The following is a 22,973-nucleotide window of genomic DNA, read 5'->3' as shown; positions in this document are numbered from 1 at the left end:
TAGTCTTTCCATTCTATAGGATAATGCCGATTGACAGCAACATAGGCTCATGCTATCTTAGGGTTACCGATAACCCTAATTATAAAAAAATTGATGTATTTCAGTCTAACCGTTCTTCATTTTTGCTCATATCGCTTCCTTCATACTCCATCACAGGACAGCAGAACGGAGTCAATAATATAGAGCGGTTTATTTAATCAAGTATTTGTAAACGCATTCATAATAAGAAAACAACTGACCGTTGACATGCAATCGTGGTGTATTACCTCGGTTATCGGTGAAGAGAAGGAACAGAATCCTAATTGGCCCCATCAAACTACAAACAGACAAGTCACAAGTAATTCGTACCTATTCTATGAAACCATTGAAGGAGGACGTTTTCGTATGACACATCAGGACTATCGTTATAAACAGGCATTTCCCAAGATTGGTATTCGTCCCACAATTGACGGCAGACGCAAGGGTGTTCGTGAATCCTTGGAAGAGCAGACGATGCGCATGGCAACTTCCGTTGCCGAACTGCTCGCAGCAGAACTTCGGTATCCCGATGGATCACCGGTAGAATGCGTCGTTGCCGAATCCTGTATTGGCGGCGTGAACGAGGCAGCGGCAGCAGCGGAACTATTCAGTCGCTCCAACGTGGGTGTGACCATTACCGTTACACCTTGCTGGTGTTATGGAACAGAAACGATGGATATGTCTGCTTCCATTCCTACGGCGATCTGGGGCTTTAACGGAACCGAACGTCCGGGCGCAGTATATCTGGCAGCAGTACTCTCTGCCCATGCACAGAAGGGAATTCCGGCTTTTGGTATCTATGGCGAGGATGTTCAGGACGGAGGAGATACGACGATTCCTGATGACGTTCGTGAGAAATTGCTGCGCTTCAGCCGTGCGGGTCTTGCCGCTGCAACCATGAAGGGACGTGCTTATCTGTCCATCGGCTCGGTATCCATGGGTATTGCCGGCTCCATCGTGAACGATTCCTTTTTCCAGGAGTATCTGGGCATGCGGAACGAATATGTGGATATGAGTGAACTTACTCGTCGTATAGAAGAAGAAATCTACGATCCTGAGGAGTATAAGCTGGCACTGGCTTGGGTGAAGGAGAACTGTAGTGAAGGACCTGACAACAATCCTGCCCATCTGCAAACAGATCGCAAACGTAAAGAGTATGAATGGGAAACGGTTGTGAAAATGACGCAGATCGTACGTGACCTGATGGCTGGCAATCCGAAGCTGGCGGAGCTGGGATTCACTGAAGAATCCATGGGCCACCACGCAATTGTATCCGGGTTTCAGGGACAACGACAGTGGACGGATCATTCACCCAACGGTGATTTTCTGGAGTCCATCCTGAATTCTTCCTTTGACTGGAATGGCAAACGCTCCCCTTATCTGGTGGCAACAGAGAACGACAGCCTGAATGGTGTGTCGATGTTATTTGGTTCCCTGCTTACCCATACCGCGCAAATCTTCGCAGATGTACGCACCTATTGGAGCCCGGATTCGGTAAAACGCGTGACAGGGCACCAGTTGGAAGGAAAGGCAAAGGACGGTATTCTGCATCTGATCAACTCCGGTTCTGCGGCATTGGACGGTACAGGGCAACAATCAAGAGCGGGTGAGCCTGTGCTCAAGCCTTTCTGGGAAATTACAGACGAAGAAGTTCAGGACTGCCTGAAAGCCACTTCGTGGCGTCCGGCATCTGTAGAATATTTCCGGGGCGGCGGCTATTCGGCTGATTTCCTGACCAAGGGCGGTATGCCTGTTACGATGACGCGTCTCAATTTGGTGAAAGGACTTGGTCCGGTACTGCAAGTGGCTCAAGGTTACACGGTCGATCTGCCTGAGGATGTGCATGATACGCTGGATCAGCGGACAGATCCGACTTGGCCATCCACCTGGTTTGCACCTGTTCTGACGGGCTCAGGAGCTTTTACTTCGGTTTATGAAGTAATGAATCAATGGGGCGCGAACCATGGCTCCATCTCTTATGGACATATCGGAGCAGATCTCCTGACACTGGCCTCCATGCTTCGTATCCCGGTGAGTATGCATAATGTACCGGAATCCGAGATTTTCCGTCCACGTGCCTGGGGACTGTTCGGCACAAGTGAACCGGAAAGTGCCGATTACCGGGCATGCAGCGTCTTTGGACCGTTATATCGGTAACATCCAAACGGCTTGTCGCGGAAGCGAAGGAGGCATGAGAGATGGGAACTCAAGCAACACATGTGCTTGCTGCCGATTACGGCGCCGGAAGCGGCCGAGTGGTCCGTGGGACTTTTGACGGGAGCAAGCTTTCTTTAGTGGAAGTGCATCGATTCAGTAACGATCCTGTACACCTGGGAGATGGATTGTACTGGGATTTCCTGCGACTTTTCCACGAACTGAAACAAGGGATTGTAAAAGGCATGCAAGGCATCTCCCAACCGGTCCGTTCCATCGCTGTGGATACATGGGGAGTCGACTATGGATTAGTGGACGAGGAGGGAAGATTATGTTTCAACCCACGCCATTACCGGGAATCGCGTAATGCGAAGTGGATGGAAGAAGCCCTGCGCATGGTGAATGAAGAAGAGTTATATTCCATGTCCGGCGTCCTGCCACAACAAATCAATACGGTATTTCAACTGCTTGGAAGTGTGCGCGAGCACTCGGAAGTTCTGCGGCCAGATGTGCGCATGTTATTAATGCCGGATTTATTTAACTATTATCTATCTGGTCAGCAGGCCAGCGAGTACACAATTGCAAGTACAAGTGGACTATTGCATGCCGGAGATGCCCGTTGGAATGAACAATTGATGGGCCGACTGGGTATTCCGGACACGTTATTCACACCTCTTGTACAGCCAGGCACGGTGCTGGGGCAGTTAACGGATGACTTGTGTGCAGAGCTGAAGATTGAACCAATGCAAGTGATATCGGTAGGTTCACATGATACTGCATCTGCATTGGCAGCCATTCCTGCGACAGATTCGGAATTTGCCTTTATCAGCTGTGGCACCTGGTCTCTCATGGGCGTGGAACGCGACAGTCCTGTGTTGGATCATCGTAGCCGTCAACTAGGGTTCACCAATGAGGGCACGGTAAATGGCAAAGTGCGAACTTTGAAGAATCGCTCAGGCCTGTGGTTATTACAGGAGTGCAAACGGCAGTGGGAACGGGAGAATCAACGTTTTACCCATGAGGAGCTGGTCCAGCTCGCTGCTTCGGCAACCGCACATCAATGTTATGTATCGCCAGGTGATGGAGTGTATTTGGCACCTGGTGACATGCCAAAGCGAATCCGGCAGCAGTGCAGTGCCAGCGACCAAGCAATACCCGAAACGACCGGAGCCATTGTGCGTTGTATTCTCGAGAGTTTGGCACTGGAGTTCAGACAGACTCTGGATGAACTGGAGCTAGTTACAGGCACCCGGCCACGGGTGATTCATATGGTCGGTGGCGGGGTGCATAATCGCTTATTGTGTCAATTTACGGCGAATGCAGCAGGGATTCCGGTGATAGCGGGTCCTGCCGAGGCAACTTCCGCCGGAAATTGCATGCTGCAGTTCCTGGCACATGGCGAAGTGAGCAGCTTGTCTGAGGTGCGAGAAGTTATGGCTGCTTCCTTTTCTCCCGAAACCTATGAGCCAGAAGACACCGCAAGATGGCAGGAGGCCTACGTAAGATACCAATACCTGAATCAAACATTGGCGAGCAAATCCAATTAGATGAGCATTTGGTAAAATGCTCAAATAGAAAAGTCAAAGGAGTGGAGCAGAACATGTCTGAACAACAGGTAAGGGAAGAATTGACCAAATATGCCCGCAGAGCGGTTGCTCAGGGGCTGGTGGTTGGACCTGGGGGCAATCTGAGCGCCCGTTTTGAAGGAACGATGCTTCTTTCGCCGAGTGGTTACGCACTAGAGGATCTGGAGCCTGACGAATGGATTGCGATTGATATTGCGACAGGAGAGACACGGGCCGGATCGACACGTCCTTCCTCGGAGGTGTTGATGCATCTGTATAGCTATCGGGTCAACCCTGACATTCAAGCCATTGTGCATACACATCCGGCATACACCATCGCCCTGAGTCTTGTTTTCGATGAATTGCCTCATTTGTTCCCTGATCAGTCTGCACTGGTGGGAGATATTGGCTTTGTTCCTTATGTTCTGCCCACGACCAAACTTCTTGCTGATGCGGTGGCTGCCAAGGTTGAAGATCACACAGCGCTTATTCTGGTTAACCACGGATTGGTCACGACAGGTAAAAACCTGCGCGAAGCCTACTACCGCACCCAGGTGGTGGAGGAAAGCGCCAAGGTGTACATGATCGCCAAGGCAGCAGGGGAGCCTAAAGTGCTTACTGCGGAAGAATACAAGGAGATCCAATCTCTTGAAAGTGAAGCCTACCGCGTACAGCTGCTGCAACAACTCAAGTCATAATTGAATATTTATAATTAAACGAAGTATATAGAAGGTTATCTCAATAAGAGCAGATTACGTCCTCCAGAAAAATCTGGAATACAGGATGTGAATTGCTCTTTTTTTATTTTGGATCAAACGGGTAGTACATGGTCGAAAAAAAATACATAGTAATTGGGTGAGAATTATTGAAAATATTGACAATTGAAGGTATACTGTCGTTAATCATCAGTGAGTAACAATAAAAGAAATACAAATATTTATATATGAGGAGTGAATTTAGTGGGTCCTGAACTAAACGAATTGGAGTTGGAATACGAACTGCTGAAGCAGCTTCGGGACGCGAGCGCTCCCATCGGGGCCAGCACGTTGGTTCATACCCTGGGCAAAACGTACGGTCTAAGTCAGGCTACAATCGGAAGAAGACTTATGGAGATGGACGTTGAAGGTTTCACGATACTGGAGGGACGGAAGGGAAGGATTCTGACCGAACAGGGGCTGGAGCAAATCAAGATTCTGGAGAAGGATTTACAGCAAAAGAGTGTGAATTCCCAGCTCATTCAGATGCTGAACCATTCCGGTGAAAAGGCTCTGCTCGATGTCCTTGTAGCCAGAAGGGCTCTGGAACGGGAGATTGCTTCCCTGGCAGCACAAAGAGCCTCAAAAGAATACATAGTGCTGCTGGAAGCCTCCATTGCTACCCAGCATCAATTGCTTTCCCAGAATATTATTCCTTATGAGGAGGACCGGGAATTTCACAGGCTGTTGGCTTATGCGGCTCAAAACCAGATTTTGCTGCATGCCGTTGAACTGGTCTGGGAGACAAGCCGTGATTTCCTGGAAACAGCTTATATTAGGCAAAGAGTAGGAAGCGAACTGGTTGTGGACCATCAGCGGATTCTGGAGGCTGTAGCAGCGGGCTCCCCGGAACAGGCTGAAGCGGCCATGGTGAATCATATTAACCAGATGATTGAGGATGTCAAACGATATTTTGCCATGCAGAACCTTAATATAACTTCGGATGAGACCCGGTGATAAAGGAGTTGAGCTTGTGAGAACAATGTATCGATTGGGGATAGATATCGGAGGCACATTCACGGATGCCCTGATTATGGACAATCATGGCAGGGTGATTGCGGCACTAAAGACGCCATCGATTGCAGCAGCTCCGGAACAGGCGATCTTTAATGCACTTGATCAGCTCAAGGAAAGCGGAATCGATCTTCATGAGATCGATTTGTTTGTACACGGAACAACGCTTGGTGTTAACACCCTAATTGAGCGTAACGGCGCAGTTACAGGTCTGTTGGTCACCAAAGGTTTCCGGGATATTCTCGAGATTCGAAGGCTGCGACTCGAGGATACTACCAATCTGTATGGTGACAAGACCGATGCGCTTGTTCCGAGACATCTCGTTAAGGAAGTGGATGAGCGAGCGCTTGCGAGCGGCAGCATACTTCAACCACTGGATCAGGAGCAACTTCTTCAAGCAGTAGACGAGCTGGTGGAAGAGGGGGTTACAGCCTTGGCGATCAGTTTCTTGCACGCTTATGTCAATCCTGATCATGAGCAACTCGCGGAAGAGTTAATCAGGGAACGTCATCCGCACCTGTTTCTCTGCAGAAGCAGTGCCATTTGGCCGCAGCAGCGTGAATTCGAACGCACACTCGCCACGGCCATGAATGCATATGTCGGGGAACGTATGGGATCATACTTTCTTCGTCTGCAAGAAGGAATTGGCGCTTACGGTCTGAAAGCCAATTTGCTGTCCACGATGTCCAATGGTGGAATCATGACGGCGGCCAGAGCGGCCAAAGAGCCTGTACGTACTCTTCTGTCCGGACCTGCTTCCGGCGTAATCGCCGCAACCCATATTGCCGAGCAGGCCGGCATTCATCAAGTCATCACGTTCGACATGGGCGGGACAAGCGTTGATGTTGCCCTCATCGATAAAGAGCCTGCCTATTCTACCGAGAATAAGGTTGGGGATTTTCCAGTCATCATTCCCGCTGTGGATGTAACCGCGATTGGAGCGGGTGGGGGCTCCATTGCCTGGCTCGATTCCGTAGGTGTACTCAAGGTAGGACCACAAAGCGCAGGAGCCAATCCGGGTCCAGCCTCCTATCATCGTGGGGGAGAAGAGCCAACAACAACGGACGCTTATTTGCAAATGGGCATTTTGCAGGCTGATCGATTCCTTGGCGGACAGATGCGTCTCTACCCCGAGCTTGCAGAACGTGCTCTTGGCAATCTTGGCGAACGACTTGGACTAAGTCCCACGCAAACTGCACAGGCCATTCTTGATGTGGCCACCGCCAATATGTATGCCCAGTTCTCGCCGCTCATGGCACGCAAGGGTGTTGATCCCCGTGACTTTACGCTGCTCGCCTATGGTGGAGCTGGGCCGATGCATGCTTTTCTCATGGCGCGTGAAGTGGGCATTCGCCGAGTGCTGATCCCACCATCTCCAGGAACACTTTGTGCCATGGGCTGTACGGTTGCCAACCTTCGCAATGATTTCGTTCATACCTTGCACAAAAGCAGTCAGACGCTTGAGCCTGGCGAGTTATCGAATCTATACACCAGACTGGAGGATCAGGGGCGTAGTTGGGTTGAGGAGGAAGCACGCGGCGGAGTGAAACTGGAACATATCTATTGCTTATATAGCGCTGACATGCGTTATGAAGGTCAGGCCTTTGATTTGGAGGTTGCGCTCACATCCGAAGAAATCGCCGATCCTGAGAAAGCAAGGAACAATTTCGATATGTACTACCAAAATGTGTTTGGCATCAGCCAGCCGGAAGCTGATGTGATGTTCGTCAGTCTGAGAGCGACCATTGTTGGCATTCTGCCCACCCAAAGCACAGCATCTCCGGCAGAGTTGCCTTTCGATGAGAGTGAAGCAGAAGAACGGATTATCACTTTTGACCAAGAACAGCGAACAGCAAAAGTTCTAAAGAGGGGACAGATCCCACTGGATATGCCCATTCACGGGCCCATAATTGTGGAGGAATATGATACAACCATTTTCATCCCGCCTGGCTTTACGGTATATCGGGATGGTTACGGGAATGTGATTGGGGAGATGGAGCAATGATTGGCGACAAGGTTTTTCTTGAAATTTTCAACAACCGGATTCAAGCTGCGGTGGAGGAAATGGCCAATGTCGTGCTGCGCACGGGATTCACCGCTTTTGTTAAAGAAACGGGCGATTTTGGAACCTACCTCTTGTCACCATCCGGGGAAACGTTTGGGTCGCCATTGGAGACGGGTTACAATCTGTCCCTTGGCATCCCCGCAGCGGCGACCATAAACAGCATTACAGACTGGAAGGAAGGGGATCTGGTCATCTGCAATGATCCTTATTCCACCAAAGGCATGGTGACACATCTACCGGATGTTCATCTGATCAAGCCCTATTTTCACAAAGGGAAAATCGTCGCATACGGCATGTGCTTCGTTCATTCCTCCGATGTAGGTGGTAAGGTACCGGGGAGCGTATCTCCTAGCGCCTACGATATTCATATGGAAGGCATTCGAATTGCTCCAGTCAAGCTGTATGAAGCAGGCGTGCTTAATGAGCAAATACTTCGTATGTTTCTGGACAATAGCCGCATTCCGGAGCAAAACCTCGGTGATCTCAAGGCACTGATGGCAGCCTTGAATCGGGGGGAGCAGCGACTAGAAGAGCTTATCGGCCGCTACGGTGTAGAGCGAATTCAGCAGGGTATTGAGCATTTGCTGGAATACGCTGAGTTGAAGGCACGCGCCATCGTACAGGAGATCCCGGATGGTTCGTATGAGTTCTGGGACTATCTTGAGAAAGGCCCTGGCGGTTATCCCATCCGATTGCGCTGCAAAATGACAATTGCGGGCAGTGATATTCATCTGGACTTTAGCGGAACCGACCCTCAGGTCAGAGCTTCGTTCAATATTCCTACCCACAATCAACAGGGGCATTACATGTTGGTTCCCGCACTCATTCGTTATTTCCGTACGCTCGATCCAACGATTCCATGGAATTCGGGCATGATTCGCATGGTTCGAAATTACGCACCACCGGCTTCAGTTCTCAACCCGGAGCCGATGGCAGCGGTTGGCGCACGAGCAGCTACCTTTATTCGGCTAATGGATGTCATCACAGGTGCTCTTGGCAAAGCCCAGGCCAGCAAGGTCCCCGCTGCAGGAGCCGGACAGGCATGCATCGTAATGATGGCGATGACAGATGCATCAGATGGCAAGAAAAAGGTTGGTGTGATCCAGCCGATATGTGGCGGTTCAGGAGCAAGACCGATGAAAGACGGCATTGATGGCATGGATTTTGCAGTGGGTCATCTTCGAAATATTCCTGCGGAAACAGTAGAATCCGAGATGCCTGTGCTCATAGAGCATTATGGCCTTCGTGCGGATTCTGCTGGTGCTGGAACCTTCCGTGGTGGAAGCGGAATCGACCTGTGTGTCAAAATTCTTACACCAGATACCGTAATGACCGCCAGAAATATGGAGCGTATGGAGTTTCATCCGTGGGGTAGGCTTGGCGGAGGTGTAGGTACCCATGGGGAAGCGATTCTCAACGCTGGACGTGCAAGTGAACATCATCTGGGAAGAATTGATGAGTTGCTGCTCCAACCCGGAGAGACGGTGACGTTTCTTTCACAGGGTGGAGGTGGTTATGGTGATCCATTTGATCGGGATCCATTGCTGGTTCTGGAGGATGTTAGAAGAGGGCTGGTATCTACCGAAAAGGCTCTTGAACTGTATGGTGTAGTCATAGAAGGCCGGAACCTGAACGAGAGTGAGACCAGACAGTTGCGGGCTAAGTGGGAACGACAGCAGGAAGAATTCGATTATGGCTGGACAAGGAAACAGTTCGAGGCCATATGGACTGACGAGATGCAGGTATCGCTGAATCAGGCACTGCTGAATGTTCCGCTGGCACTCAGAGACTACCTGAAGCGTCAAACTATGGGAGTCGTGGAAGAGAAGCAAACAGCGGCCGTTTCCGTAGCACCACATGAGATATCCGGCATTATGGAAGGGTTGCGTCAGAAAATAGGTTTGCAGTGATCAGTTACATGAAGGAAAACGATCTAATTTTGTCACATCCATAAAACCAACTAAATCGATGGGGGGAATTTTGCATGTTTAAATCAAACAAGAAACGCTTTCTCAGCCTCGCCTCACTGACACTGGCCGGTACACTGGTGCTTTCAGCATGCGGTGGAGCAAGCAGCTCCAGCAATACAGCAGGAGAGTCCGACGGAGGAAGCGGAGACAAGGTTAAACTGACCATGTTTATCTGGGCTGGCTCCAATCAGGATGTCGTTCCAAAAGAAGTGGTTGCAAATTACGTCAAAGAGCATCCAAACGTCGAGGTTACCTTTGAGGAATCATCCAACGCAGTCATGTATCCGAAAATGGTCGCTGGCAAGCAGGCAGATCCCAACAATCCGGTTGTCAACTTTGGTTACTTTAACGCAGATGCGACGGCAAAAGGCTTGAACGATGATATGTGGGAGCCACTGGATACAAGCATCGTGACCAATATCAAGGATATCCCGGATCAGTTCCACAAGCCTGACAATAAGGGTGTCGTGTGGGGAGTTTCGAGCTTCGCTCTCGTCTATAACAAAGACCTTGTAAAAACACCACCAACAAGTTGGAACGATCTGTGGGATAACGAGGAATTCAAAGGCAAAACCGCACTCTGGGACTACATGTTCTATTCCTATATTTCTCCACTTCTTGCAGTCAAAGGACAGGAGCTTGGCGCATCGTATGAGAATCCTGAGCCAGCATTCCAATTCTGGGCAGATCACAGTGACCAGATCGGCACATTGGTTACATCCAATGACCAGTTGAAGGCTCTCCTGGAGTCGGGCGATGCTCTGATTGCTCCTTTCAGTGCACAGGTTGCACAGACATGGATTGATGGCGGTTCTCCACTCGCTGTAGCGTATCCGAGCGAAGGAGCCATTTCTTTCCCGTACACACTTCAGGTTGTGAAGGGGTCAACACCTGAGCAGACACGTGTAGCCAACGAAATTATTAATGAGCTGCTGAGCGCAGACGCGCTGTCACAATACGCTGAAGCAACAGGTACACCGGTAACCAGCACAACTGCTGCCGTTCCGGATAAGTACAAGGACGATCTTTCCTTCTCCGTGGAAACACAGAGTAACGGGATCAATCCGGACTGGGATGTTCTTGCTCAGAACAGCTCTTCCTGGAAGGAACTATGGGACCGACTCGTCAAAACCAAACTTCAATAAATGATGGTCTCAGACAAACCACGATAACGGGTTCTATTTCGAACCCGTTATGGACGGGAGGGAAACAAAAATGAGTAGTGAACAAGAACCCGTTTCCATTGAAACAAGAGGAGTCTCAAAGACCTACGGAGAGCGAGCCGCGGTTAACCATGTATCACTGCAGGTGAAGAAGGGAGAATTCGTTTCCCTGTTAGGTCCGAGTGGCTGCGGCAAAACAACACTTCTGCGGATGCTTGGCGGACTTGAGCAACCGGATCAGGGGAGCATTTTGCTGGGAGGTCGTGATGTAACCGGCATTCCGGCCTATGGTCGTAACAGCAACATGATTTTTCAACAGCTTGCGCTATTCCCGCATATGGACGTATTCAACAACATCGCTTATGGGCTAAAGGTGAAGAAGTTACCGAAAGCCGATATCAGGAGACAGGTACACGAAATGTTAGAGCTGGTACAACTCGGGGATTATGGCAGACGAGCTGTTTCCCAGTTGTCCGGGGGGCAGGCTCAACGCGTAGCCATTGCTCGCGCATTAATCAACAGACCCGAAGTTTTGCTGCTCGATGAGCCACTTTCCGCACTGGACATGCAGCTGCGTCTGGATATGCAGCGCGAACTGAAACGCATACAACGAGAGTTCGGCGGTACGTTCATCTTTGTAACGCATGATCAGAATGAAGCCATGAATATGTCAGACCGGATCGGTGTCATGCGCGCTGGCAAGCTGCTGCAATATGCTACACCTGATGAAATCTATGAAAGACCGGCAGACAGCTTCGTGGCCAAGTTCATCGGCGATACCAACCTTCTGGCTACAACGGTGCTTGGACAGGAGGAGAATGGAATCCAGGTTGAATGCTTCGGGTATTCGCTGCTGGTGAAGACAAGTGAGGGCACCCCGGTTGCCCTAGTAGGTGCCCAGCACTCGTTGTCCATTCGCAACGAATATATTCGTCTTGGAGAGGATGCAAACTCTTGCCTGAACAAGCTGGATGGTCGTGTCATAGAAGCAGTATACGGCGGGGCAAATATCCGTTACACGATCCAGATTGCTGAGGGGTTTCTGGTTCAGGCCAGTGTACTGCACCAGCGGGGAGCCTCTCGTTATAGCCCGGGGGAGCCGATTCGGATTGGCTTTGATCCGGAGGACGCGCTCTTGTTATCCGAACCGTTGCTGCATGATCGGGTACAGGAGGAAGGGATATGAATCGGATTGCGGATCGGATCGTGAATCTGTATTCATCCAAAAACCGTCGGTGGATTACCCAGTTGCTGCTTCTGCTGCCTGCTCTCGTCCTGATGGGCATCGTGTATCTAGGTGGTCTGCTTATTTTTGGCAGGTACAGTTTTGATATCTATGAAAATGGCAAGCTCATCCGGGGCTGGGAGTGGGATGCCTATCGGGCTTTTCTGTCCGATCCTTACTATTGGAAGCTGATAGGCACCACATTTCGCGTTGCCTTCAAAGTTACACTATGGAGCCTGCTGCTTGCATACCCGCTAGCCTATTGTATTGCCAGCCTGAAGAAACCGGGCATGAAGCAATTGCTGCTGCTGCTTACGTTTCTTCCGCTGCTGGTCAGCGCGGTTGTTCGATCTTATGGTTGGCAGCTGTTGCTATCCAAACAGGGCTTCATGAACTGGATATTCATACGACTTGGAATCACGGATGAAGGCTTCAGTATGATAAATAACGAGACTGGTGTAATAGTCGCACTTGTTCATATTTTTCTGCCATTCATGGTCTTTCCGATCCTGAATGTATTGTCACAAAGTGACGCTTCGCTGAAAGCGGCTGCTCAGGATCTGGGAGCAGGAAGCTGGCGGACATTCCTGACGATTACCCTGCCTTTATCAGCGAGAGGTATTGCTAGCGGGGTCCAAATTGTATTCACGCTATGCCTCACGGCCTTTACAACGCCTCAACTGATTGGTGGAGGCAGAGTCATGACACTCCCGGTATTTATTTACCAGCGAACACTGGATACCAACTGGCCGATGGCTGCGGTAGCAAGTATATTCTTGCTCGTTTCTTCCATCATCGTTTCACTTTTGGTCAATAAAGGAGCGGAAATGATGATGTTCCGTCGTTCCCGGAAGGGAGGGCAGGCTTATGGTTAAATCGAACAGGTTCACCAAGCTGCTGCTCTATATATTTGCAGGGGCCGTGGCGGTTTACCTACTATTACCATTGCTTATGATCCTATTGACATCGGTAGGTTCCGGATCGGCCAGTACATTCCCGCCGGAAGGTCTTACCCTGAAGTGGTATGCGAATCTGGGAGAGCAGACTCAATTTCTGGTTGCATTTAAGAACAGTTTGATCGCCTCCACAGGAGCGGTACTGCTGGCGCTGATTACCGGAACACTTGTGGCGCTGGCTATCGTGCATTACCCTTTCCCGGGTGCTGGCATCTTGAGAGCCTTTTTTGTATCCCCAATGGTTATGCCAAAAATCACGCTCGGTATTGCGTACCTAATTTTGTTCTCCAAAATGCATATTGCAGGTGGATTGTTAGCTCTTATTTTGGGTGAAGCGGTCATCGTGCTTCCATTCGTGCTAACGCTTGTAGGCAGTGCATTGGCCAACCTGCAGCCCGCACACCGAGAGGCGGCTGCAGACCTTGGAGCAGGTCCACTGCGTATCTTTTTTACAATCACATTGCCACAGCTTAGGCTATCTATGCTCCTTTCAGGGTCAATTGCATTTGTCTTCACTTTTGACCAGGTAGAGGCTGCATTACTGCTGCTTCGTCAGGACAGCTACACCTTGCCAATACAACTGTTCCTGTACATGGAGAAGTGGCAGGACCCAACGATCGCGGTTGTATCTGTCGTACTTATCGCTTTTGCACTGGCCTTGTTCATGATCATCAAGCTGGTATTGCGCTCAGTACCCGGACTTGATAGTTTGTTTGGGGGCAGGAAAAACAAAAGGAGGTCTGGATTATGAACAATTCACATCATATATCCCATAGCTCGGGTCTAAACCGGGACCGGGCGGAAGACGTGATGAAAGCCCAGGGGCTTAGTGCCCTGATCGCAACAACTCCGGAAAATATTCACTATGTCATTGGCTCCCAGCTACGCGCAAGCAATTGGACAATGCAGATTTACGCCATTCTGCCTGCCGATCGATCCGCTCGGCCATGCATCGTCATTCCGACGAATCGTTTGGGCGTTGTGGCTCAATTCGGTATCACGGGAGTAGATATATTTGCCTACAGTGACTTCTTCGTGGAAGGTACGATCGAAGGCAAACCTTCTACGGATGATATTGATCTGTTCTACTCTCTGCTACAAACGACAGTCATTCATCCGGGGCCTATAGAAGCGCTTAAGGCTGCACTGAAACAGCTCGACATCGAGAATCAACCGATTGGAATCGATGAGATGCGAATTGCTCCTGAACTTTTGGCACGGGTCAAGGAGGATGCTCCTCAAGGAGCGGTTGTTCACGCGTACAAGCTATTTCGTCAAATCCGCTTGGTTAAGACACCTTTCGAGATTGAGCAGCTCCGACAGGCTGCCCAAGTAAATGAGAGAATTGAGCAAGAGCTGATTGATCTGATCGCAGCCGGTGTTCATGAGAAGCAGCTTGCCGACCATTATCGGCTGTCTGTGATGAGAGCAGGCGGGACACCTGCAATGACTGCGGTAGGGGCGGGTCCGCGCAGTGCGCTGCCGCTCATCGAAAATTATTTTCATACCATCGAGTCAGGGGATCAGATCCGCTTTGATCTGTGCTTGCAGCTGGAAGGATACTGGGGAGATACAGGACGTACTGTTGTGGCAGGAGAGCCTACTCCCTGGATGAAAAAGCATTTTAATGCAGTGAAAAGCGGATGGGAGACGGCACTTGAAACCGTGCGCCCTGGCGTCAAGGCTTCCGACGTATTTCATGCGGCTGTGTCTCGCGTGCAGCGTGAGGGAATTCCGCATTACCGACGTCAGCATGTTGGTCATGCCATTGGCTTGGAACTGTACGACGATATGACCCTCTCTCCTGGTGACCAGCGTATACTGGAGCCCGGCATGGTACTGTGTGTGGAGGTACCTTATTATGAGCTCGGCGCTGGTGGCTTCCAGATCGAGGATACGGTTGTTGTAACTGCGGATGGATATGAGTTTTTGACCCATATGGAGCGAAAACTGTTTATCAAATAATGATTAATGGAAGGCTTCAGCCAAGCGATCAGTCAGCAGCCGATTATGGAGCATTCCTGTCGAGAAAGTTGGAGTATCATGATTCAGCAGGGAACTAAGACGTTTCGTAACATTAGCCTTGCGCTGTTTGCCGGAGGTTTTGTGACTTTTGCGTTACTATACACCCTCCAGCCCCTGATGCCTGAGATTAGCGAGGCATTTGCGATCTCGCCAGCACATTCCAGTCTTACCCTCTCAGTTACAACAATTGCCATGGCGCTGACCATGTTGTTCATCGGTTCCTTGTCCGATTCATTGGGAAGACGCTTTATTATGACAGCAGCGTTAATAGTCTCATCTATTATTGCTATAATTAGCGCGTTTAGCCCTGGATATACCGAGCTGCTTCTGCTTCGCATTCTCCAGGGAATTGCACTTGCCGGACTGCCCGCGACAGCTATGACATATCTTTCCGAAGAGATTGAGCCTGGCAGTCTAGGATATGCTATGGGCCTCTATATCAGCGGAAATTCGATTGGAGGTATGGCTGGTCGTTTTATCAGCGGCGTGATCACTGACTGGCTCAGTTGGCGTGCTGCAATTGGTTTTATCGGTATTCTTGGCCTATGTGCGGCCGTTATCTTCTGGCTTGTTATCCCGCCATCCCGCCATTTTGTCAAAGCGACTCCTGGATTCAAAAAAATCATTCCGCTTTTGTGGTCACAGTGTCGGAATCCAAGGCTACTATGCCTATATGGACTGGGCTTTCTTCTGATGGGGGGCTTCGTGACGTTGTTCAACTACATCGGATTTGAATTGACAGGAGAACCTTACGATTTAAGCCAATCCGTTGTCGGCAGCCTTTTTGTTGTGTACCTTATGGGTACGTTGAGCAGCACCTGGATGGGTAGGCTTGCAGATCGGTATGGAAGATCCAATGTCCTTGGAATCGCGCTGGGTATTATACTGGCCGGTGCAGTATGTACCATTCACCATGAGCTGTGGGTCAAAATCATTGGACTTGCCCTGTTTGCCTTTGGTTTCTTTGGCGGACATTCCATCGCAAGCAGCTGGGTTGGACTCGTGGCGGATCAGCATAAATCCCAGGCTAATGCCTTGTATTTGTTTTTCTACTACGTGGGATCAAGTGTCAGCGGAACTGGAGGGGGACTACTTTACAGCCATCTGGGTTGGATTGGCATTGTGGGCATGATTGGTGTGTATGTGGTAATCGGCTTTATTCTGTGTCGGTTGCTTGTAGAAAGGGTACAGGAACATAGCAAGCTTAATTTTTAACAAAATGAAACATAGATCAAAAGTTTGTTAATAAAGCACTCATTTTGGCCCATAATCATCCAATAGTCCCTGATAAAATAACTAACTTTTTTCGACAAGTCTTGCATATCCCGAAATACCGAGTATAATACTGGGTAAATAGATGCAAAGGGGATGCAATAAACGATGAAAACACATGCTGAATTGAACTCACTTCTTGTTGACGATTATCTGGATCTCCTGAACATAGCGAAACAGCTGGGTGATGAGGAGTGGAAAGAGGCCATTCTGCAAGCACTGCAAGAAGAAGTGGATGCTAATCGTCATCTGGATTCAACCGAGGTCAGACAGGATCTTTGGAGTCAATTTGAAGATATTAACGAACAGATGCACGATCTGTTACTGCAACTGAAAAATGCCGATGGTCCCGAAGAAAAAGAACAGATTATTGAAGCCATTTGGGGACTGAAAGTAGACCGCCATGCCATTACTCGTAAACTTGAAACGATGAGCCGTGCCAGCGCTGGACATCAATAAAGCTCTATTGTTTAACATAAAAAAATAAAACCCGCATGCCGCCCTATGGAATTAATAATTCAGGGGTTGTCATGCGGGTTTTGTGTTGTTGCTGTATTTTTGTAATGAAGATTAAAACTGTTTGGCGAGTGTACGTGCCTCTTCTATGGCTTGCCGTTTGATCTCGTCTGCCCGTTCCTTGTACTGGTTATGTCCTTCCACAAATATGCCTTCAAGCTTCGGAACACCCAGGAAAGACATAATAATGCTCAAATACCGATGTCCGGATTCCATTTGGGCAGCAGGTCCTTCGGAATAAATGCCGCCACGGGCCTGAATATGCAACGCTTTTTTGTTGGACAGCAGTCCGACCGGGCCCTGTTCCGTATAACGGAACGTTTTACCAGCCACGCAGATGGAGTCGATGTAAGCTTTCATAATTGGAGGAAAAGAGAAGTTCCACATCGGAGTTACAAAAACATATTTGTCAGCCGCGGCAAATTGATCGGATATTTCATTCAATCGTTGGACCTTGGCCTGTTCTCCAGAAGTCAATTCGCTGCCGGATTGAAGCTTACCCCAACCACTGAACACATCTGCATCAATATGAGGAATATCTGAGCGATACAAATCCAGATGAATAACCTCATCTGAGGGATGGCTTTCACGATATGCATCCACAAACGCTTTGCCTGCAGCCATGCTGAAGGATGTTTCATGATCATGAGGATGGGCAGTAATATACAATAATGTAGACATAACGGTTCTTCCTCTCTATGATGTTTTTTTGTCAAAAAGGGCCGACATTAATAAGCGACCGATGTAGTATGCATCGTTTGTAACGTTTTATACCTGGATAGTGACCTGGTACTCAATCATGTATAATACAATGGTGTACGGTGAATTCGAACGATAATAGGAATGAGTGAGATGAGCGCATATGGGAATGGATCTGGAGAAGCAACGATTAAGCATTGAAGCAGCGAAATTGTATTATCAGTCGGATTACAGCCAGCAGGATATTGCGGTCAGGCTGGGCGTGTCACGTCCAACGGTATCTCGGTTACTTCAATATGCGAAAGATCGCGGTTACGTTCGCATTGAAATCATGGATCCGCTGGAGGATATCGACATTATCTCAGGGGAGCTCAAGGCCAAATATAATTTGGATACTGCGCTTGTATGTTTTGCCCCGTTGAAGAGTGATGAAGAAATTTTGAAGCATATTAGCAAAAGAGCAGCAGATTACTTACAGGATACGGTGCAGGATGCGGACATTATTGGCGTAACCTGGGGGACAACGATGAACGCCGTAGCCCGTCAGCTTCGTCCCAAGCAGGTCAAAGGCGTAGAAGTGGTTCAACTTAAGGGAGGCGTAAGCCATTCCCATGTGAATACGTATGCAGCAGAAATTGTTCATTTATTTGCGGAAGCTTTCCATACGGTTCCCCGATATTTGCCTTTGCCCGTGATCTTCGACAACATTGAAGTCAAAAAAATGGTAGAAGCAGACCGACATATTGGCAGGATTGTGGAGCTTGGACGACAGGCGAATATTGCCATGTTTACCGTAGGTACAGTGAAGGAAGATGCACTTTTGTTCAGACTGGGGTACTTTAATGAAGAAGAACAGCAATTGCTGATGCATTCAGGTGCGGGTGACATTTGTTCACGTTTTTTTGATGCCGAGGGCCGATTGATCAGTGAAGAAATTAACAACAGAACCGTCGGAATTGATCTGGCCGAGCTGCGAAATAAGGAAAAATCGATTCTCGTGGCCGGGGGCAAACGTAAAATAGAAGCGATTCATGCTGCGCTCAAAGGTCATTACGCCAACATTTTGGTAACAGACCAATACACAGCCCAGGCTTTGCTCCGATTATAATTCAATGGATGACAACATCTGCCACGCGACATGGGCGGATGTTTTGCTTTCTTAGGCAGAAGCTATATTATACGATTCATCCCAGTGAGCGAAGTCACATGTTTAATGAAGTTTCTATGGAATGTGTTTAAATCTCAAGATTGAACAAAAGTTCATATTGATTTTTACATATGTTCATGTTAGGGTAGGAATATAGAAAATAACTAGTTCAGATAAGGGGAGATTTAATTGACTACACCACAATTAGCCAAAATGATCGATCATACCTTGCTTCGTGCAGATGCAACACAAAGTGAAATGGCCAAATTGACCGAAGAAGCTAAACAATATCAATTTGCTTCTGTATGTGTTAACCCGGGTTGGGTTGCTTATGCTGCTGAACAGCTTCAAGGTACTGGCGTAGATATTTGTACCGTGATTGGTTTCCCTCTGGGAGCTTCCACTTCCGAGACCAAAGCATTCGAAACCAAAGACGCCATCGCTAAAGGTGCTACTGAGGTGGATATGGTCATCAACATTAGTGCTCTGAAAGACGGTAAAGATGACATTGTTGAACAGGATATTCGTGCAGTTGTTGAAGCAGCAGCGGGTAAAGCTTTGGTGAAAGTCATTATTGAAGCTTGTCTGTTGACGGATGAAGAGAAAGTACGTGCATGTCAGGCAGCAGTAAAAGCTGGAGCTGATTTTGTCAAAACATCAACTGGTTTCTCTACGGGTGGAGCAACACCAGAAGATATCGCTTTGATGCGCCGTACCGTAGGTCCGGATGTAGGTGTTAAAGCTTCCGGAGGCGTGCGTAGTCTGGAAGATATGCAAAAAATGATCGATGCAGGAGCAACTCGGATTGGTGCCAGCTCTGGTGTGAAAATCATGCAAGGCGAACAATCTACATCTAATTATTAATTCGTGAGTAACTTCGCTCGATAAATTTCGCTAGATGGAATGGTTGGATGCTTTAAAAGGGTTTAACTTGTTCTTCATATCTCTCGATGGATGTGGAGAACAAGTTTTAAAGCTGATCCCAATTTTCTATATTTTAATTAAAACAGGATCATAAAAACCGAATTTATTGTAAGCGCTTCAACCGTTTTCTGAAAGGTTAATTCATCACATAAATGGGAAACCTTTGAGCTGAATGAACATCCGGCTTAACTACCTTCAAAGGAGAGATAGAATGAAATTCCTAATTGCCCTTCTTGGTATACTTGTTGTATTTGGACTAGCCTATCTGGTCAGCAACGGTAAGAAGAAGATCCGATATCGTCCACTAATCATCATGATTGTTCTTCAACTTATATTGGGATACGCTTTGTTGAACACAGAAGTAGGTACATTTTTGATTGGCGGTTTCGCGACCGTATTTGAAAGTTTGCTTGGCTATGCGAATGACGGTATCTCATTTGTATTCGGTGGCTTGACTACCGTTGGTGCAGACAGTGGGGGCGCCCCGTTCTTCCTCAGTGTATTGATGCCGATCGTCGTCATCTCAGCGCTCATTGGGATATTGCAGTATATCCGAATCTTGCCTTTTGTTATAAAATATATTGGTCTGGTATTAAGCAAAGTCAACGGAATGGGCAAACTGGAATCATATAACGCGGTTGCTTCGGCTGTATTGGGGCAATCTGAAGTGTTCATTTCTGTAAAAAAACAAATTGGGTTGCTGCCTAAACATCGGCTGTACACCTTGTGTGCCTCGGCGATGTCCACGGTATCGATGTCGATTGTCGGTGCCTATATGTCCATGATTGATCCGAAATATGTGGTTACGGCGCTTGTGCTGAACCTGTTTGGCGGTTTTATCATTGCTTCCATCGTGAATCCTTATGAGGTTTCCCCGGAAGAAGATATATTGGAAGTACAGGAAGAGGAAAAACAATCCTTCTTCGAAATGCTGGGCGAGTACATTATGGATGGTTTCAAAGTTGCGATCGTCGTAGCTGCAATGTTAATCGGTTTTGTTGCTTTGATCGCACTCGTTAACGGGATCTTCAGTGCAGTGCTCGGCATTTCGTTCCAGGAACTGCTTGGTTATGTGTTTGCACCATTTGCCTTCATTATGGGTGTTCCATGGAAAGAAGCGATTCAAGCGGGAAGTATTATGGCTACCAAAATGGTATCCAACGAATTCGTTGCCATGCTTGATCTGACCAAACAGACTACATTGTCTGCCAGAACAACAGGGATCGTATCTGTCTTCCTCGTATCGTTCGCCAACTTCTCCTCGATCGGTATTATTGCCGGTGCGGTGAAGGGACTTCATGAGAAACAAGGTAATGTGGTGGCCCGCTTCGGTCTGAAACTGCTTTACGGTGCATCGCTTGTCAGCGTGCTGTCTGCGATCATCGCCGGACTGTTCTTGTAAAGCCGGATTATTGGAAGGAGTGCTTAAGTTATGTCAACATTCAAAAGAGTACATCTGATCGTTATGGATTCAGTGGGAATTGGTGAAGCGCCGGATGCAGCGGAATTCGATGATTTCGACGTCGACACCTTTGGTCACATTGCACGTGAACGCGGAGGTCTGAACATGCCGCATATGGCCAGTCTTGGACTGTCCAATATTAAAGAAGTTGAAGGTGTCCCTGTAGCGGACGCGCCAAAAGCCTTTTACACCAAGATGCAGGAAGCATCCAGAGGCAAAGACACCATGACGGGTCACTGGGAACTGATGGGCCTGTACATTGATACGCCATTCCGTGTGTTCGCAGACGGGTTCCCGGATGAGTTGATTCAACGCATTGAGGAAAAAACAGGCCGTAAAGTGATCGGGAACAAACCGGCCAGCGGCACGGAAATCATTGATGAATTGGGCGAAGAGCATGTGAAAACAGGAGCCCTGATTATATACACATCCGCAGATTCGGTTCTGCAAATTGCAGCCCATGAGGATGTTGTTCCACTGAAAGAACTGTATGAAATCTGTGAGTTTTGCCGCGAGATTACTCTCGACGATCCTTACATGCTGGGCCGTATTATTGCCCGTCCGTTTGTAGGGGAAGTGGGTAACTTCAAGCGTACAGCTAACCGTCATGACTACGCGCTCAAACCTTTTGGCCGTACCGTGATGAATGAACTTAAAGATGGTGGATTTGATGTGATTGCTTTGGGTAAAATCGCAGATATCTACGATGGCGAAGGGGTAACCAAGTCTGTACGTACCGTCTCCAACATGGACGGCATGGACAAGCTGTCCGAAACGATGGATGAGGAGTTCACTGGACTCAGCTTCCTGAACCTGGTTGACTTCGATGCCCTGTTCGGTCACCGTCGTGATCCACAAGGCTACGCTCAGGCGCTTGAAGAGTATGATGCTCGTCTGCCGGAAATCTTCAGCAAAATGACGGACGACGATCTGCTGCTCATCACAGCTGACCATGGTAATGACCCAACCTACCGTGGCACGGACCATACACGTGAGTATGTGCCACTGCTTGTGTACTCCCCACGCTTCAGCGAGGGTAAAAAGCTTGAACTGCGCAGCACGTTTGCGGATGTGGGTGCAACAGTAGCTGAGAACTTCGGCGTGAAACTGCCGGAATATGGTACAAGCTTCCTGAAGGATTTGAAATAGTCAACATTTTTATCTTCAACTGAACATGGGGAAAGCTGTTATTTTCTTGAAACATAACTTCGGACAGGATAACCTCTGGGGCAGCTGCGGCTGCTCCGGTTCCTGCCCTACATTCAATCATATGGATAACTGGAGGAGATTTAATTATGAGTACACATATTGGAGCTAAACCCGGAGAGATCGCAGAAACAATCCTTTTGCCAGGAGATCCATTGCGTGCAAAATTTATTGCAGATACGTACCTTGAAGATGTTGTTTGTTACAACGAAGTTCGCGGAATGCTCGGATTTACGGGTACATATCAAGGACACCGTATCTCGGTTCAAGGCTCGGGCATGGGGATTCCATCTTTCAGCATCTATGCAAATGAACTGATCAGCGAATACGGTGTGAAAAACCTGATTCGTGTAGGAACTTGCGGAGGTATGCAAGAACACGTTCGTGTTCGTGATGTTATCCTTGCTCAAGCTTCATGTACCGATTCCAGCATGAACAAGCTCGTATTTGGTGGATATGATTTCTCCCCGATTGCGACTTTCTCCCTGCTGAAAGAAGCCTATGACCGCGCAACTGCCAAAGGCATGAAAATTCACGTCGGTAACGTATTCAGCTCCGATTCTTTCTATCGTGACGACCGTTCGGTGACTGAAAAATTGATGCAGCACGGCGTACTGGGCGTGGAGATGGAAACAACCGCACTGTACACACTCGCAGCCAAATTTGGCGTAAACGCACTCACGATCCTGACTGTAAGTGACCACTTGCTGACAGGCGAAGAGACTTCCGCCGAAGAGCGCCAAAAAACGTTCAACGACATGATGGTCGTAGCACTGGAAACAGCAATTACGCTGTAATTGTTGCATTCTATATTCAAAAGTCAATTGATTTTGATCG

Annotated in this window: 19 protein-coding genes; 18 read left to right on the top strand and 1 reads right to left on the bottom strand. The window is 48.5% G+C overall.

The features are described 5' to 3' along the window. Nucleotides 1-384: 384 nt before the first annotated feature. The 13 genes from HW560_RS22650 to HW560_RS22590 all read left to right on the top strand — a co-directional run bounded on the left by HW560_RS22650 (nucleotide 385) and on the right by HW560_RS22590 (nucleotide 16,641). Nucleotides 385-2,175, top strand: a complete 1,791-nt coding sequence (locus HW560_RS22650) for an L-fucose isomerase (RefSeq protein WP_090898228.1) — start codon at nucleotides 385-387, stop codon at nucleotides 2,173-2,175. 41 nt (nucleotides 2,176-2,216) lie between these two features. Continuing rightward, on the top strand, nucleotides 2,217-3,719 hold the full coding sequence (locus HW560_RS22645) for a rhamnulokinase (RefSeq protein ID WP_179264816.1): 1,503 nt from the start codon (nucleotides 2,217-2,219) through the stop codon (nucleotides 3,717-3,719). A 53-nt stretch (nucleotides 3,720-3,772) separates the two neighbouring features. Beyond that, nucleotides 3,773-4,435 carry a class II aldolase/adducin family protein gene (locus tag HW560_RS22640; RefSeq protein WP_179264815.1) on the top strand — a complete coding sequence of 221 codons (663 nt, stop codon included), beginning with the start codon at nucleotides 3,773-3,775 and terminating at the stop codon, nucleotides 4,433-4,435. A gap of 261 nt (nucleotides 4,436-4,696) precedes the next feature. After that, a complete protein-coding gene (locus HW560_RS22635) occupies nucleotides 4,697-5,449 on the top strand; it encodes a FadR/GntR family transcriptional regulator (RefSeq protein WP_090898238.1) in 753 nt (250 codons plus the stop codon). A 25-nt stretch (nucleotides 5,450-5,474) separates the two neighbouring features. After that, a complete protein-coding gene (locus tag HW560_RS22630; RefSeq protein ID WP_257032053.1) occupies nucleotides 5,475-7,511 on the top strand; it encodes a hydantoinase/oxoprolinase family protein in 2,037 nt (678 codons plus the stop codon). After that, nucleotides 7,508-9,481 carry a hydantoinase B/oxoprolinase family protein gene (locus HW560_RS22625; RefSeq protein ID WP_179264813.1) on the top strand — a complete coding sequence of 658 codons (1,974 nt, stop codon included), beginning with the start codon at nucleotides 7,508-7,510 and terminating at the stop codon, nucleotides 9,479-9,481. The genes HW560_RS22630 and HW560_RS22625 overlap by 4 nt, the downstream gene beginning before the upstream one ends. A gap of 74 nt (nucleotides 9,482-9,555) precedes the next feature. Beyond that, nucleotides 9,556-10,686 (top strand): ABC transporter substrate-binding protein, encoded by a 1,131-nt coding sequence (locus HW560_RS22620; protein WP_090898247.1) that lies wholly within the window; start codon nucleotides 9,556-9,558, stop codon nucleotides 10,684-10,686. Nucleotides 10,687-10,756: 70 nt separating this feature from the next. Next, on the top strand, nucleotides 10,757-11,890 hold the full coding sequence (locus tag HW560_RS22615) for an ABC transporter ATP-binding protein (RefSeq protein WP_179264812.1): 1,134 nt from the start codon (nucleotides 10,757-10,759) through the stop codon (nucleotides 11,888-11,890). After that, entirely contained in the window at nucleotides 11,887-12,804 is a 918-nt protein-coding gene (locus HW560_RS22610) for an ABC transporter permease (RefSeq protein ID WP_179264811.1), read from the top strand. The genes HW560_RS22615 and HW560_RS22610 overlap by 4 nt, the downstream gene beginning before the upstream one ends. Further along, nucleotides 12,797-13,636 carry an ABC transporter permease gene (locus HW560_RS22605; protein WP_179264810.1) on the top strand — a complete coding sequence of 280 codons (840 nt, stop codon included), beginning with the start codon at nucleotides 12,797-12,799 and terminating at the stop codon, nucleotides 13,634-13,636. Before HW560_RS22610 ends, HW560_RS22605 begins: the two co-directional genes overlap by 8 nt. Then, complete coding sequence (locus HW560_RS22600; protein WP_179264809.1) at nucleotides 13,633-14,850, top strand: M24 family metallopeptidase; 1,218 nt, start codon at nucleotides 13,633-13,635, stop codon at nucleotides 14,848-14,850. Before HW560_RS22605 ends, HW560_RS22600 begins: the two co-directional genes overlap by 4 nt. 78 nt (nucleotides 14,851-14,928) lie before the next feature. After that, nucleotides 14,929-16,125 carry an MFS transporter gene (locus HW560_RS22595; RefSeq protein ID WP_179264808.1) on the top strand — a complete coding sequence of 399 codons (1,197 nt, stop codon included), beginning with the start codon at nucleotides 14,929-14,931 and terminating at the stop codon, nucleotides 16,123-16,125. A gap of 165 nt (nucleotides 16,126-16,290) precedes the next feature. After that, nucleotides 16,291-16,641: a hypothetical protein gene (locus HW560_RS22590; protein WP_110000191.1), complete on the top strand. Its 351-nt coding sequence runs from the start codon at nucleotides 16,291-16,293 to the stop codon at nucleotides 16,639-16,641. A 111-nt stretch (nucleotides 16,642-16,752) separates the two neighbouring features. On the opposite strand, the gene HW560_RS22585 is transcribed toward HW560_RS22590, so the two are convergent. Next, entirely contained in the window at nucleotides 16,753-17,379 is a 627-nt protein-coding gene (locus HW560_RS22585; protein ID WP_179264807.1) for an FMN-dependent NADH-azoreductase, read from the bottom strand. A gap of 187 nt (nucleotides 17,380-17,566) precedes the next feature. Here HW560_RS22585 and HW560_RS22580 point away from each other — a divergent pair, with 187 nt between their 5' ends. The 5 genes from HW560_RS22580 (at nucleotide 17,567) to deoD (ending at nucleotide 22,933) form a co-directional block, all read left to right on the top strand. Further along, nucleotides 17,567-18,505: a DNA-binding transcriptional repressor DeoR gene (locus HW560_RS22580; RefSeq protein ID WP_110000327.1), complete on the top strand. Its 939-nt coding sequence runs from the start codon at nucleotides 17,567-17,569 to the stop codon at nucleotides 18,503-18,505. A gap of 252 nt (nucleotides 18,506-18,757) precedes the next feature. Beyond that, nucleotides 18,758-19,408, top strand: coding sequence for a deoxyribose-phosphate aldolase (gene deoC / locus HW560_RS22575; RefSeq protein ID WP_179265889.1), 651 nt, complete (start codon nucleotides 18,758-18,760; stop codon nucleotides 19,406-19,408). A gap of 271 nt (nucleotides 19,409-19,679) precedes the next feature. Then, on the top strand, nucleotides 19,680-20,870 hold the full coding sequence (locus HW560_RS22570) for a NupC/NupG family nucleoside CNT transporter (protein ID WP_090898269.1): 1,191 nt from the start codon (nucleotides 19,680-19,682) through the stop codon (nucleotides 20,868-20,870). 30 nt (nucleotides 20,871-20,900) lie between these two features. Beyond that, a complete protein-coding gene (gene deoB / locus HW560_RS22565) occupies nucleotides 20,901-22,079 on the top strand; it encodes a phosphopentomutase (protein WP_090898272.1) in 1,179 nt (392 codons plus the stop codon). A 146-nt stretch (nucleotides 22,080-22,225) separates the two neighbouring features. Beyond that, nucleotides 22,226-22,933: a purine-nucleoside phosphorylase gene (gene deoD, locus HW560_RS22560; RefSeq protein WP_090898275.1), complete on the top strand. Its 708-nt coding sequence runs from the start codon at nucleotides 22,226-22,228 to the stop codon at nucleotides 22,931-22,933. The last annotated feature ends 40 nt before the right edge of the window (nucleotides 22,934-22,973 follow it).

The sequence above is a fragment of the Paenibacillus sp. E222 genome, assembly GCF_013401555.1.
Lineage (GTDB): Bacteria > Bacillota > Bacilli > Paenibacillales > Paenibacillaceae > Paenibacillus.
Note: the sequence above shows the minus strand (reverse complement) of the source record. Positions and strands in the feature narration are given on the sequence as shown.